The sequence below is a fragment of the Leifsonia sp. 563 genome, assembly GCF_040545055.1.
Lineage (GTDB): Bacteria > Actinomycetota > Actinomycetes > Actinomycetales > Microbacteriaceae > Leifsonia.
This window is the reverse complement of record NZ_JBEPLE010000001.1, coordinates 1387750-1400501: the sequence shown is the minus strand read 5'-3', so window position 1 is coordinate 1400501 and position 12752 is coordinate 1387750. Positions and strand designations below refer to the sequence as shown.

At 68.9% G+C, this 12752-nt stretch carries 10 protein-coding genes and 1 tRNA gene; 8 read left to right on the top strand and 3 right to left on the bottom strand.

Features of this window, described 5'->3' with window-relative positions:
* The first annotated feature begins 119 nt into the window (after nucleotides 1-119).
* The gene (locus ABIC47_RS06815) at nucleotides 120-689 is read left to right on the top strand and encodes a hypothetical protein (RefSeq protein WP_354478572.1); all 570 of its coding nucleotides are present in this window, start codon (nucleotides 120-122) and stop codon (nucleotides 687-689) included.
* Between the two features lie 71 nt (nucleotides 690-760).
* Here the strand turns inward: ABIC47_RS06815 and ABIC47_RS06810 are convergent, their stop codons facing one another.
* Together ABIC47_RS06810 and ABIC47_RS06805 are read right to left on the bottom strand one after the other, a co-directional pair.
* Nucleotides 761-2542, bottom strand: a complete 1782-nt coding sequence (locus tag ABIC47_RS06810) for a glycoside hydrolase family 3 protein (protein WP_354478569.1) — start codon at nucleotides 2540-2542, stop codon at nucleotides 761-763.
* Nucleotides 2539-3843 (bottom strand): MFS transporter, encoded by a 1305-nt coding sequence (locus tag ABIC47_RS06805; RefSeq protein ID WP_020076163.1) that lies wholly within the window; start codon nucleotides 3841-3843, stop codon nucleotides 2539-2541. Before ABIC47_RS06805 ends, ABIC47_RS06810 begins: the two co-directional genes overlap by 4 nt.
* A 121-nt stretch (nucleotides 3844-3964) precedes the next feature.
* On the opposite strand from ABIC47_RS06805, the gene ABIC47_RS06800 reads away from it, so the two are divergent.
* Nucleotides 3965-5233: a TetR/AcrR family transcriptional regulator gene (locus tag ABIC47_RS06800; RefSeq protein ID WP_502910221.1), complete on the top strand. Its 1269-nt coding sequence runs from the start codon at nucleotides 3965-3967 to the stop codon at nucleotides 5231-5233.
* Nucleotides 5234-5306: 73 nt separating this feature from the next.
* Here ABIC47_RS06800 and ABIC47_RS06795 read toward each other — a convergent pair.
* Nucleotides 5307-5390: transfer RNA gene (locus tag ABIC47_RS06795), tRNA-Leu, on the bottom strand.
* Nucleotides 5391-5532: 142 nt separating this feature from the next.
* Here ABIC47_RS06795 and ABIC47_RS06790 point away from each other — a divergent pair.
* The 6 genes from ABIC47_RS06790 to ABIC47_RS06765 are packed head-to-tail and all read left to right on the top strand — an operon-like array spanning nucleotide 5533 to nucleotide 12699.
* On the top strand, nucleotides 5533-6270 hold the full coding sequence (locus ABIC47_RS06790; protein ID WP_354478562.1) for an FHA domain-containing protein: 738 nt from the start codon (nucleotides 5533-5535) through the stop codon (nucleotides 6268-6270).
* Entirely contained in the window at nucleotides 6267-6857 is a 591-nt protein-coding gene (locus ABIC47_RS06785) for an FHA domain-containing protein FhaB/FipA (RefSeq protein ID WP_018189057.1), read from the top strand. The genes ABIC47_RS06790 and ABIC47_RS06785 overlap by 4 nt, the downstream gene beginning before the upstream one ends.
* 3 nt (nucleotides 6858-6860) lie before the next feature.
* The gene (locus ABIC47_RS06780; protein ID WP_018189056.1) at nucleotides 6861-8111 is read left to right on the top strand and encodes a Stp1/IreP family PP2C-type Ser/Thr phosphatase; all 1251 of its coding nucleotides are present in this window, start codon (nucleotides 6861-6863) and stop codon (nucleotides 8109-8111) included.
* Nucleotides 8095-9501 (top strand): FtsW/RodA/SpoVE family cell cycle protein, encoded by a 1407-nt coding sequence (locus ABIC47_RS06775; protein WP_018189055.1) that lies wholly within the window; start codon nucleotides 8095-8097, stop codon nucleotides 9499-9501. Before ABIC47_RS06780 ends, ABIC47_RS06775 begins: the two co-directional genes overlap by 17 nt.
* Nucleotide 9502: 1 nt before the next feature.
* The gene (locus ABIC47_RS06770) at nucleotides 9503-10957 is read left to right on the top strand and encodes a peptidoglycan D,D-transpeptidase FtsI family protein (RefSeq protein WP_354478557.1); all 1455 of its coding nucleotides are present in this window, start codon (nucleotides 9503-9505) and stop codon (nucleotides 10955-10957) included.
* On the top strand, nucleotides 10954-12699 hold the full coding sequence (locus ABIC47_RS06765; RefSeq protein ID WP_354478554.1) for a serine/threonine-protein kinase: 1746 nt from the start codon (nucleotides 10954-10956) through the stop codon (nucleotides 12697-12699). The genes ABIC47_RS06770 and ABIC47_RS06765 overlap by 4 nt, the downstream gene beginning before the upstream one ends.
* Nucleotides 12700-12752 lie beyond the last annotated feature (53 nt).

The following is a 12752-nucleotide window of genomic DNA, read 5'->3' as shown; positions in this document are numbered from 1 at the left end:
ATGTGTCCCCCCGCCGAATCCTCTCAACGAATCTCGAAATCGGTCGGCCGCGACCTCGGTGGGGCAGAATTGGCGTGCTCGGCAGGGGGCCGGGCAGTATCCGCTTCGGGGGAAAGTCGATGAAGAGATCGTCTGTTTTCGCGCGCCATGCGGCGTCGGTCCTGGCAGCGGCGGCGGCCATCGCGGCGACGTTCGTGACGGCCGCGCCCGCTGCCGCTGCCGAGCCACCCGCGCAGTCCTGCTCATACGACCTGGGCACGCGCACGCTGGTGTGTGTGGATGCCGGCGAGGATCTCAACCGGGCCGTGCTGGAGCAGACCCACCTGCTGGTGGTCACGCCGCCGAGCTGGCCGGTCGCCGCCACCGACGCCGCACCCGCCGCCCGCCTCCTTCCCGAGGGTGTGCGCGCCACCTTCGTGCAGAGCCAGCTCTTCGACGACGCCGGGTACGGCGGTTCCTTCTTCCAGGTCACCAACTCGAGCGCCTGCAACGGAAGCACCACCTGGTACTTCGGCCCGCTCGGGAACGTCGGCTGGTCGGGCCGGGTCAGCTCGTTCAAGAGCTTCTCCGGATGCACCACCAAGCTGTGGCAGGGCACGGCGTACACGGGTGCGTCCTACGGCTACGCCGTCAACGCGTCGTCGCTCGGCAGCATGAACGACCAGGCCAACTCGGTGACCCTCCGGTAGCCCGGCACACGAAAGCGGGACCCCCGGGAAGATGGGGGTCCCGCTCGGGCAGGGCGTGCGACGCGGTCGCGTCAGTAACGCAGCCCGTCGCCGAACCGGAACAGCGGATCGGCGGTGTCGAACGGCACATCAGGTCGCGACTCCTCCACGGCGCGCATCGAGCGCGGCAGGTCGAACGGCAGCGACCCCTGCGGCGAGAACCGGCCGGTGAGCACATCGAGCAGCGCTTCGGCGCTTGCGCCCCAGTTGACGGTCAGAGCGCTGGCCGCATCCACCAGGGACTCGAGGATCGCCGGCCGGTCGGCGTATACGTCGACGATCGTCGGCGCGTGCTCGGCGAGTTCCCGCACATGGTCGACGACCTCGGCGGGGAACTCCAGTGACCCCGAGTGGAACAGGCTCTCGAACACCGTCGGACGCTCCTCGTACGGCGCCTGCAGCCGCACCACGATCACGTCGGCGTCGTCAGGCGTCGCGACGACATCGCCATAGGCTGCAGCGCGTTCAGCGTCGATGCCCTCGACGTAGAGCCGCGGCCGCCCGCGCAGCGGCAGCACCGGCTCACCATCGTGACCGTTGACCAGCAGGGTGATGGATGCGCGCTGCGCCTTCTCACCCTCGGCACGGAAGTCGTCCTTCCCGACGATCGCGTCGGCGGCCTCCGCGTCGACCAGGCTCGATTCGAAGAGTCCGAGCGCGAACTTCTCACGCAGGATGCGCCGCGCCGACTCGTCGATCCGCGACTCGGGGACATCGCCGGACTCGACCAGGTCGATCAGCAGCTCCGGGCACGCCTCTCCCCCGAACTGGTCGGCGCCGGCGTCGATGATCTTCTTCATCCGCTCGCGCGGCGTCAGGTGCTCCACACCCCAGGCCCGCGCGGGGAACGGCTGGCCGAAGATCTCGGCATCGGTGATCAGTCCCCAGTCCGTGCACACGAGCCCGTCGAATCCCAAGCGCTCGCGGAGCAGACCGGTGATGACCGACCGGTTGAAGCCGAATCCCACCTCTTCGTACGCGGTCCCGACCGGCATCCCGTAATAGGGCATCATCTGGCGCGTGCCCGCCTCGATGAGCGCCTCGAACGGCCGGAGGTGCAGCTCGAAGGCGTCGCCGGGATAGACCTGCTCGCGTCCGTGGGCGAAATGCGGGTCCTCCCCGTCCTTCTGCGGACCGCCGCCCGGGAAGTGCTTCGTCATGGTCGACACGGATCCTGCGCCGAACGATCGGCCCTGGAAACCGCGGACGTATGCGGCGCCCAGGCGGGAGGTGAGCTCGGCATCCTCGCCGAAGGTCGCCGCCTGGCGCGACCAGCGCGGTTCCGTGGCCAGGTCGACCTGCGGGTGGAGTGCCACGCGGAGCCCGACCGCCAGGTACTCCTGGCGTGCGATGTCCGCGAAACGCTCGACCGTGTCCTCGTCGCGGATCGCCGCGAGCCCGAGCGGCTCCGGCCACTGCGAGAACGGCCCGGACAGCATCGCGGTCCCGGGGTTGTCGGTGAAGGAGTGCCGCGGGTCCGTGGACAGGGTCACGGGGATCCCGAGCCGAGTGGATGCGGCCAGCCGCTGCAGAGCGTTGTGCCATTCCGCGATCTCCCGCCCGGTCGGCGCGACGCCGAGCAGGTTGAAGTGCGACATGTGCCGGCGCTCCACATACTCCACCGCGGAGGGGAGCGAGAACGTCGGGTTCGGCTCGTCGAGCGGTCCCATCCCGATCATGGTGTGGAAGAAGAGGCCGGCCTTCTCCTCGAGGGTCATCTCGGCGAGCAGCAGCTCCACGCGCTCGGCGACGGGACGCTGCGCGTCCAGCCAAGGGCGGGTGGCGATGGCGGTGTCCGTGGCGGTGTCGGTCATTTCACTCCTTTGATCCGGTAGACGAGCACGGCGCCGAGCAGTGCGATGAGGGCGCCGAAGAGGTACCACACCGAGTAACCGCCGATCGCGGTGGCCGAGCCGAGGGCGATGATCCCCGGTGCGATGGCGGGAGCGATCGACTGCGGAAGGGCGTTGGCGATGTTGAGCACGCCGAGATCCTTGGCCGTGTCGTCGGGGCTCGGCAGCACCTGGGTGGCGAGGGCGAGGTCGACGGAGAAGAACGACCCGGCTCCGAGGCCGATCACGGCCTGCGCGAGGATGACGATCGCCACCGTCGGCGCGAACGCGAGAACGACCAGTCCGACGACCATGATGACGCCCGCCGCCGCGACGAACGGGCGGCGCTTGCCGAGCCGGTCGGAGAGGTAGCCGCCGATGGGGCTGGAGATCACCATGCCGACGGTGGAGGCCAGGTTCGCCAGCAGGATCGTCGAGATGGCGCCCTGCTCGTCGAGGTGGAACTTCTCGGTCAGATAGAAGGGGAGGAAGGTCGCGATGCCCGCGTAGCCGAACATCACGAAGAACTTGGTCAGCCACGTCCAGCCGAAGTCGCGGTGCTTGACCGGATTGAAGACGAATGAGCCGAAGAACTGCCCGACGGTGAACTTCTGCCGCGGCTTCTCGGTGAGGCGGCGGTCCTTGAGGACGGCGACGAAGATCACCGCGAGCACGAGTGCGATGAGGCCGGGGATGAGGAAGCGCAGGAGGTCGTCGCCGATGAAGTTGATGAGGAAGCTGCCCGCGAGGATCGCAAGAGGAGTGGTCACGCCGACGAGGCCCGAGACCTTGCCGCGGCTGGCCGCGGGAACCTGATCGGGAAGCGTCGCGTTGGCGGCTGCTAGGACAGCGTTGAGCGACGCCTGCACCAGGCACCATCCGATGAGCACGACCCAGATGGACGTCGCCGCACCGATCAGCAGGAACGCGCCGACGCCGACGATGCTGCCGCCGAGGATCCACGGGCGACGCATCCCGTACCGGGAGGTGGTGCGGTCCGACAGCCGGCCTGCGAGCGGGTTCGCCACCAGCGCGAACAGGGCTCCGACGCCGAGCACGAGCCCGAGCTGCGCCGTCGCCTCCTCCGTGGATGCGCTGAGGTGCTGCACCTTGAAGGCCATCGACACGAGCACCGGCGTGAGGAGCGCCAGGAGGACGCCGAAGTTCACGGCCGAGAGCGCCGGCGTGTAGCCGCGGGGAGTTCGCGCCGGCGTGGTGCCGGGCGTCTTGATACCGGTGGTCCCGGTTGCCGCCGCTGTCGCGGCGGGAGACAGCTCTGTCATTTCTCGAGTCCTTTCGTACCGTCGTCTTTGACGATGGCGGCCAGCATACACACAAAAGCGACCGTGTGGTAACTGAAATCCGACGCTACGGTAACCTGGCTACGATGATGAGGTCGGGGAGGTGCACGTGACGTCGGTCATCGATGGGACACGGTTCGCCCGCGCCGCCGCGACACGGCAGGCGATCCTCGACGCCGCCACCGATCTGTTCTGCCGCAACGGCTACCGGTTCGTGTCGCTGCGCGACATCGCGGCGGAGGCCGGCATCACGCATCCCGCGCTGTTGAAGCACTTCGCCGGTAAAGAGGAGCTGCTGGGCCAGGTCGCCCGCCGACTCGATGCCTCCGCAGCAGCAGCGGCGACCCCGTCCGACGCGCTGCCGTTCGCCGCCACAGCGCACCGACAGGACGCCGTCCGGGGTCACGCACCTCTCTTCGCCGCACTGACCGGCGAGGCCTCAGCACCCTCGCATCCCCTGCACGAATGGATGCGCGACCGCGCCTCCGAGCTGCGAGCCCGGCGCGCAGAGGCCCTCACCGCGGGCGTCGGCAGCGGTCTCGTCGCGGCCGACCGTTCGGTCGAGGACGAGGCGCTGCGCCTGACCGCAGCTTGGGACGGCCTGCGGATGCTGCAGCAGTACCTTCCGGACCGCGTCGATGTCGCCGCCACCCTGGACCGCCATCAGGAGCTGATCGCGCGTCCACTCGGCTGGCGGGAGCCTGGAACGCACCCGGCGACGCATCCGCTTCCGCCTGCGCCCCCGCTCCCCCCGATCGCCGAGGAGCCGTCCGCCGCTGAGACGGGCTACCGCACCGGACGGGAGCGCCGAGCGAAGATCGTCGACGGCGCCATGGCCTTGTTCGCGCGGGAGGGCTACGGCGACACCAGCCTCCTCGACATCGCCACACGTGTCGGCGTCTCGAAGTCGGCGCTGTACCACCACTTCTCCTCGAAGGACGCCCTGCTGCACGAGGTCATGCGGGAGCGCGACCGCCGCATCGACGACCGCGGTACGCCGGACGCGGGGGCATCCGCCGCCGATGTCCTCCGCAGCTTCGCCGACGGAGCCGCCACCAACGAGGCGGAGCAGCCCGGACTGATCGAGCTCTACGCCGTCATCTCCTCCGAGGCGACACCGCGCACCCACGACGCGCACGCCTACTTCGAGCACCGCTTCGCCGTCGCGCTCGACGGCTTCGCGACCCTTCTCCGGGCCGCCGCGGACGACGGCGTCCTCCCGCCTCACCGCGATCCCGACCACGAAGCGCTCTGGCTCCTCGCCCTCTGGGACGGCCTGCAGTACCAGTGGCTCTACGACCACGACACCGTCGATGTGGCTGCCCAGCTGCGCGCACACTTCGCGGACATCCTGCCCGAAACGCGAAGCTGACCGGTTTCGCGCACGCCTGCCGGACATGCGGAAAGGGCCGGATCGATGTCTCGATCCGGCCCTTTCACGTCCGTGCGCGAGGGGGGACTTGAACCCCCACGCCCTTGCGGGCACTGGCACCTGAAGCCAGCGCGTCTGCCAATTCCGCCACTCGCGCGAACCCAGGAACTCTAACACGACGCCGGGATCGTTCACGAATCCGGGCGTCCTCCGCAGGGCTGATCTTCACCGTATAGCCAGTCCCTTTTCCAGGGTTCCGACTAACATGCATGTAGTCATCGAGCCGGAAGCGGGAGACTGTGGGCATTCTGGACAACTTCGAGCGGGGGCTCGAGCGCGCCGTCAACGGCGCGTTCGCGAAGACCTTCCGCTCCGGGCTGCAGCCGGTCGAGCTCACCAGCGCGCTCCGCAAGGAACTCGACACGAAGGCCGCCGTGGTCGCGCGCGACCGCGTCCTCGCCCCCAACAGCTTCGTGCTGCGGATGTCGTCCGCCGACTACGCGCGCATGCGATCGATGGGCGCCGCCCTCACCGACGAGCTGATCGACTTCGTTCAGAAGCACGCGGCGAGCCAGCACTACGCGTTCGCCGGCGGCATCTCCATCGACCTCGCGGAAGACCCGGACCTGTCGGTCGGGATGCTCCAGGTCGAGTCCGAGAACGTGAAGGGCGACGTCGCCTGGACCCCGGTCCTCGACATCAACGGCAAGCACTACCCGCTCACCCACTCCCGCACCGTCGTCGGGCGCGGGGCGGACGCCGACATCACGGTCGACGACACCGGCATCTCCCGTCGCCACGTCATGATCACGTGGGATGGCCGCCGCGCCCAGGTGGAGGACCTCGGCTCGACCAACGGAACCAAGCTCGACGGAGAGCCCCTGCGCAAGGCGATCCTGGAGCCCGAATCCGTCGTGACCCTCGGCCGCACCCGCATCGTGTTCCGCGTGCTCCCCCAGGCGGCGCCCACCCCGCGTGGCCGTGCGGAGGATGCCACCCGGCGGCACGACGTCGGCAACTTCTGGAGCCCATCGTGAACCCGAGCGAGCTGACCCTGCTGGTGCTGCGGTTCGGCTTCCTGCTGGTCCTCTGGCTCTTCGTCTTCGGCATCGTCTACGCACTCCGCAGCGACATGTTCGGCCAGCGTGTCCGCAAGCTGCCCGAATCGGCGCAGCCCGCACCCGCCTCGCCGTTCCCGGCCGGAGCCGCGGCGAGCGCCCCCGCTGCCGCTGCACCCGCCGGCCCGACCGAGCCGGTGATGAAGTCCGCACCGGTCTCGTCCCTGCCGTCGGGCGCCAACCGCGCGGGCGGCCACACGAACGCCAGTGTCCAGAGCGCGCACCGCCTCGTCATCACCTCCGGACCGCGCGCCGGCACCGAGCTCGCCCTCGGCCGCGATCCCATCACCATCGGCCGCTCCGGCGAGTCGAACCTCGTCATCCGCGACGACTACACCTCCACCCACCACGCCCGCCTGCTCCTCTGGAACGACGAGTGGATGATCCAGGATCTCGACTCCACCAACGGCACGTTCCTCGACGGCCGCCGGGTGACCGTCCCGACCCAGGTCCCGCTCGACACGCCGATCAAGATCGGCACGACCACGTTCGAGTTGCGGCGGTAGACGGTGGCGGCGAACAAGGCGGCGGCCCTCTCCCACGTCGGGAAGATCCGCTCGAACAACCAGGATTCGGGCTACGCCGGCCGGGATCTGTTCGTCGTCGCCGACGGCATGGGCGGTCACGCCGGCGGTGACGTCGCCTCGGCGATCGCGGTCACCCGCATCCGCGAGGCCGACCGTGAGTACGCCTCCGCCTCCGAAGCCGAGTTCGCCCTGCAGTCCGCGTTGATCGCCGCCAACTCGCTCCTCGCCGAGACCGTGTTCGAGCATCCCGAACTCACCGGGATGGGCACCACCGTCAGTGCGATGGTGCGCGTCGGCGACCAGATCGCGTTCGCCCACATCGGCGACTCCCGCATCTACCTCTACCGCGACGGCGAGCTGAAGCAGGTCACCACCGACCACACCTTCGTGCAGCGTCTGGTCGACAGCGGACGCATCACCGAGGAGGAGGCGATGGTCCATCCCCGCCGCTCCGTGCTGATGCGCGTTCTGGGCGATGTGGATGCGTCCCCCGAGATCGACACCTGGACGCTTGACACGCGCCCGGGCGACCGCTGGCTGATCTGCTCCGATGGCTTGAGCGGCGTGGTGAAGCACGACGACATGCTGGCGGCGCTCGCGTCGAAGGACGGCCCGAAGCAGGTCGCCGACCGGCTGCTGAAGCACAGCCTCGACGCCGGCGCCCCTGACAACGTCACCGTGGTCATCGTCGACATCGCCGACACGTCCCGCGGCGAGGTGCTCAAGGAGCCGGTCACGGTCGGGTCGGCCGCGTCGCCGCTCCAGTTCGGCACCGAGCCGAAGCCGACCACCCGCGCGGCGCGCCTTCCCGGACTGCGCCTGCATCCCATCCGCCCGGCCACCGGCCCCACCCACTTCGAGCCGCAGTCCGAGGACTACCTCGACGAGCTGATCGAGGAGGACGCCCGTCGCGTCCGTCGCCGCCGGCTCACCTGGATGATCGGCCTCATCCTGCTGGTCGTCGCCATCGTGCTCGCCATCTTCTTCGGCTACCAGTGGACACAGTCCCGCTACTTCGTGGGCATGTCACCGGACCGCCACGTCGCGATCTACCAGGGGGTCCAGCAGGGCATCGGGCCCATCAGCCTCTCTCACCTGTACGAGGAGTCCGACGTGAAGGTGGACGACCTCCCCGAGTACGACAAACAGCAGGTGGAGCAGACCATCAACGCCGACGACCTTCCGGCGGCCAAGACGATCGTGGAGCAGTTGAGCGATGCCGGCGGACAGTAGAACGGCCGCGCGCGAGCAGGCGACGCCGCCCCGGAACGCGACCGGGCCGGTCAAACGGCTGCGCCTGCCCGCGAAGCTCCGCAACCGTGAGCTGTTCCTCCTCGTCATCGCGTGCGCGATCAACGCGGCGGCGGTCGTGCTGGTGCAGCTGGGCGCGCTCGGCCACGTCGATCTCACGCTGGTCTACCTCGGGGCCGGCCTCTCGGCTCTGGTGCTGGGCATGCACATCGCGCTCCGGTTCGTCGCCCCGCAGGCCGACCCGTTCTTGCTGCCGATCGCGACGCTGCTGACCGGCATCGGCATCGCCGAGATCTACCGCATCGACATCCATTACAAGGACGCCGGATGGGACAGCGCGGGCGTCAAGCAGATCGTCTGGAGCGCCATCGCGATCATCTGCGCGATCCTCGTCGTGGTCCTCATCCGCAACCACCGCATCCTGCAGCGCTACACCTACCTCTTCGGGTTCGCCGCGCTCGTGCTCCTGCTGCTGCCCATGCTCCCGGGCATCGGCCGCGAGATCTACGGCGCCCGCGTGTGGATCGGAATCGGCCCGTTCAGCTTCCAGCCCGGCGAGATCGCGAAGATCTGCCTCGCGATCTTCTTCGCCGGCTACCTGGTCCAGGCGCGCGACTCGCTCTCCATGGTGGGCAAGAAGTTCCTCGGAATGCGATTCCCGCGCGCTCGAGACCTCGGACCGATCCTCATCGTCTGGCTGATGTCGATGGCCGTCATCGTCTTCCAGCGCGACCTCGGAACCGGTCTGCTCATCTTCGGCCTGTTCCTCGTCATGCTCTACGTCGCCACGGCGCGCATCAGCTGGGTGATCCTCGGCCTCCTGCTCATCGTCGGCGGCGCCGTCGTCGCCAGCCAGGTGCTCCCGTACGTGCACGACCGGTTCGCGAACTGGCTCACGCCCTTCTCCCAGGGCGTCTACGACGCGCAGGGCGGCAGCTTCCAGCTGGTCCAGGGGCTGTTCGGGCTCGCGCACGGCGGGCTGATCGGAACCGGGCTCGGCCAGGGCCAGCCGTGGATCACCCCCGTCTCGCAGAGCGACTACATCATCGCGAGCCTGGGCGAGGAGCTCGGCCTCGCCGGCATCTTCGCCATCTTCGCGCTGTACCTGGTCTTCGTGGCGCGCGGCCTGCGCATCGGGTTCGCCGGCGCGGATGACTTCGGCAAGCTCCTCGCCGTCGGCCTGTCGTTCACCGTGGCGCTGCAGTGCTTCATCGTGATCGGCGGTGTGACACGCGTCATCCCCCTCACCGGCCTGACGACGCCGTTCCTCGCCGCAGGAGGGTCGTCGCTGGTCGCCAACTGGATCATCGTGGCGCTGCTTCTGCGACTGTCCGACACCGTCCGCAACCAACCCCGGCTGGTGGTGAGCTGAGATGAACCGCGAGATCAAGCGCGTCAGCACGATCGTGCTGGCGATGTTCCTGGCGCTGCTGGTGTCCACCTCCATCCTCCAGGTGTTCCAGGCGGATGCGCTGGGCGCCGATGCGCGCAACACACGTGCCCTGAACGACAGCTATTCGGCGCAGCGCGGCGCGATCCTGGTCGCCGGGCAGCCGATCGCGCAGTCCGTGCCGTCCAACGACGTCTACAAGTGGCAGCGCGTCTACAGCAACGGTCCCCTCTACTCGGCCGTGACCGGGTTCTTCCCGATCAACGGCGAGCCGACCGGCCTCGAGGGCGCCCTCAACTCCAAGCTGAGCGGTTCGTCGAACTCCCAGTTCTTCGAGCGCGTGAACGCCATCCTGACCGGCAAGAACCCGCAGGGCGCGACGGTCGAGACGACGATCGACCCCGTCGCGCAGCAGGCGGCGTGGGATGCGCTGGGCGACTACCAGGGCGCCGTGGTGCTGCTGCAGCCCAAGACCGGGAAGATCTTGGCGATGGTGTCCAAGCCCACGTACGACCCGAACACGCTGGCGTCGCACGACGGCAAGACAGTCGAGTCGACCTACAACCAGCTCCTCGCCGCCCCGGGCGACCCGCTCATCAACCGGACGATCGGCGGAGACCTCAACCCGCCCGGTTCGACGTTCAAGCCGGTGATGAGCGCTTCCGCCTTCGGCACCGGGCAGTACACGAAGGACAGCCAGCTCCCCAACCCGGCCTCCCTCCCACTTCCCGACTCCCCGACCGTCGTCAAGAACGACTCGCTCACGACCTGCGGGCCGGGCGCGACGGTCTCGATCGCGACGGCGCAGATCCTGTCGTGCAACATCCCGTTCGCCGAGCTCGGGATGCAGCTGAAGCCCGAGGTCATCAAGGATCAGGCCGACAAGTTCGGGTTCAACCAGTCGTTGAGCATCCCCATCCCGGTCGAGAAGAGCGTGTACCCGCTCTATCCCGACGCGGCGGAGCGCGCTCTGGGCTCCTTCGGACAGAAGGACGACCGCGCGACGCCGCTGCAGATGGCGATGGTCTCGGCGGCGATCGCCAACGGCGGCACGCTGATGACCCCGAACCTGGTGGACTCCATCCGGTCACCCGATCTGCAGACGCTGGAGAGCTTCCAGCCCAAGGAGTTCTCGCAGCCGCTGAGCCAGCAGAACGCCGACACCATCAAGCAGATGATGGTCGACGGCGTCGATCACGGCGTGGCGAGCAATGCAAGAATAGGTGGGGTTCAGGTCGGCGGTAAGACGGGCACGGCGCAGAACGGGGATGACGACCCCTACTCGCTGTGGTTCACCGGTTTCGCGCCGGCGAACGACCCGGAGTTCGCTGTGGCTGTAGTTGTCGAAAATGGCGGTGGACAGGGTCAGAGCGGCACGGGTAACTCCATCGCCGCTCCGATCGCGAGGAAAGTACTAGAGGCGGTGCTGAATAAATGAGACCCACAGCAGGGCTCACCTTCGGGGGACGTTACGAGCTGCAGTCGCGGATCGCGATCGGCGGTATGGGCGAGGTGTGGCAGGCCACCGACCTCGTCATCGGCCGTACCGTCGCCATCAAGATCCTGAAGGACGAGTACCTCGGCGACCCGGGCTTCCTCGAGCGCTTCCGCGCGGAGGCGCGTCACGCCGCCCTCGTCAACCACGAAGGCATCGCCAACGTGTACGACTACGGCGAGGAGGAGGGCAGCGCCTTCCTCGTCATGGAGCTCGTCCCCGGCGAGGCGCTCTCGAGCATCCTGGAGCGGGAGCACGTCCTCAGCACCGACCGGACGCTCGACATCGTCGCTCAGACGGCCGCCGCCCTGCACGCCGCTCACGCCGCCGGTCTCGTCCACCGCGACATCAAGCCGGGCAACCTCCTCATCACGCCCGACGGCCGCGTCAAGATCACCGACTTCGGCATCGCCCGCATCGCCGACCAGGTGCCGCTCACCGCCACCGGTCAGGTCATGGGCACCGTGCAGTACCTCTCGCCCGAGCAGGCGTCTGGTCACCCCGCCTCGCCGACCACCGACATCTACTCGCTCGGCATCGTCGCGTACGAGTGCCTGGCCGGCCGTCGGCCGTTCACGGGCGAGTCGCAGGTCGCCATCGCCATGGCGCAGATCAACGAGGCGCCGCCGGAGCTCCCCGCCACCGTCGCGGAGCCGGTTCGCAACCTGGTCTTCGCGTGCATCGCCAAGAACCCGGCCGACCGCCCCGCCTCCGCCGCCCACCTGGCACGTGCCGCCCAGGCGCTCCGCCGCGGCGACGTGCGCGCCGCCGCTCAGTCCGTGCCCGCGATCCTCGGCGGCGCGGCCATGACCGATGCCGCGACAGTCCTGATGCAGCCGCCAGCGGCACCGACGGCCGCGACCACCGTGCTCCCCGCGACCGCCGTCGCGCCCGTCGTCGACGAGGAGGCCGCCGCCCCCGTCGAGGAGCGCAAGCGCAGCCGCTGGACATGGCCGCTGATCGCCCTCATCGCCCTGCTCGCGCTCGTCCTGATCGGCACGATCATCACCCTGGTCGTCGCACCCAAGGCGCCCCCGACGCCCACGCCGTCGAACACTCCGACGCAGACGCAGCCGACGACGCCGAAACCCACCCCGACGCCCACCAGCAACACGGTCCAGATCACCGAGAGCGACTTCCTCGGCCTCACCGCCGACCAGGCCCGCGACAAGCTGCAGGGTCTCGGAATGGTCGCGGACGTCTCGCAGGGCAACGCGGCGACCACCAACGACCAGGCCAACAAGGTCTACTCGGTCAACCCGACCGGTCCGGTGCCGAAGGGCTCGACCGTCTCGGTGAAGGTCTACGGTCCTGTCGCGCCGATCCCGACGCCGACCGACACCGTCTCGGCCACGCCGCCGTCGGGTCAGGGCACCCCGAACTCGCAGATCACGGTGAACTTCGGCTCGGCCACCTGCCCAGCAGGGCAGAACCTGGTCGGCCGCCGCCTGTACATCAACGGGCAGCCGCAGACTCCGGTAAACGACACCAAGATGGTGTGGTCGCCGAGCACCGCGGCCACGTACCAGCTGACGTACACGATCTTCTGCGGCGAGTCGGTGGAGTCGAGCCAGTCGCCCGCAACGTCGTACGAGGTCGTCGCCGCACCGCCGACCTCTGGCGGTGGAGGCGGCGGCACCGGAGGAGGGACCGGCGGCGGCGGGACCGGCGGCGGCAACGGCTGAGCAGCCGAATACGCCCGAGGAGACATCCAGAATCGCCCCGCTACACTAGCCGG

What these genes read in the sequence shown, in the direction of transcription:
- ABIC47_RS06815 (WP_354478572.1), top strand. Translation starts at nt 120, where the DNA reads ATGAAGAGATCGTCTGTTTTCGCGCGCCATGCGGCGTCGGTCCTGGCA.
- ABIC47_RS06810 (WP_354478569.1), bottom strand. Translation starts at nt 2,542, where the DNA reads ATGACCGACACCGCCACGGACACCGCCATCGCCACCCGCCCTTGGCTG.
- ABIC47_RS06805 (WP_020076163.1), bottom strand. Translation starts at nt 3,843, where the DNA reads ATGACAGAGCTGTCTCCCGCCGCGACAGCGGCGGCAACCGGGACCACC.
- ABIC47_RS06775 (WP_018189055.1), top strand. Translation starts at nt 8,095, where the DNA reads ATGCCGGCGGACAGTAGAACGGCCGCGCGCGAGCAGGCGACGCCGCCC.
- ABIC47_RS06770 (WP_354478557.1), top strand. Translation starts at nt 9,503, where the DNA reads ATGAACCGCGAGATCAAGCGCGTCAGCACGATCGTGCTGGCGATGTTC.
- ABIC47_RS06765 (WP_354478554.1), top strand. Translation starts at nt 10,954, where the DNA reads ATGAGACCCACAGCAGGGCTCACCTTCGGGGGACGTTACGAGCTGCAG.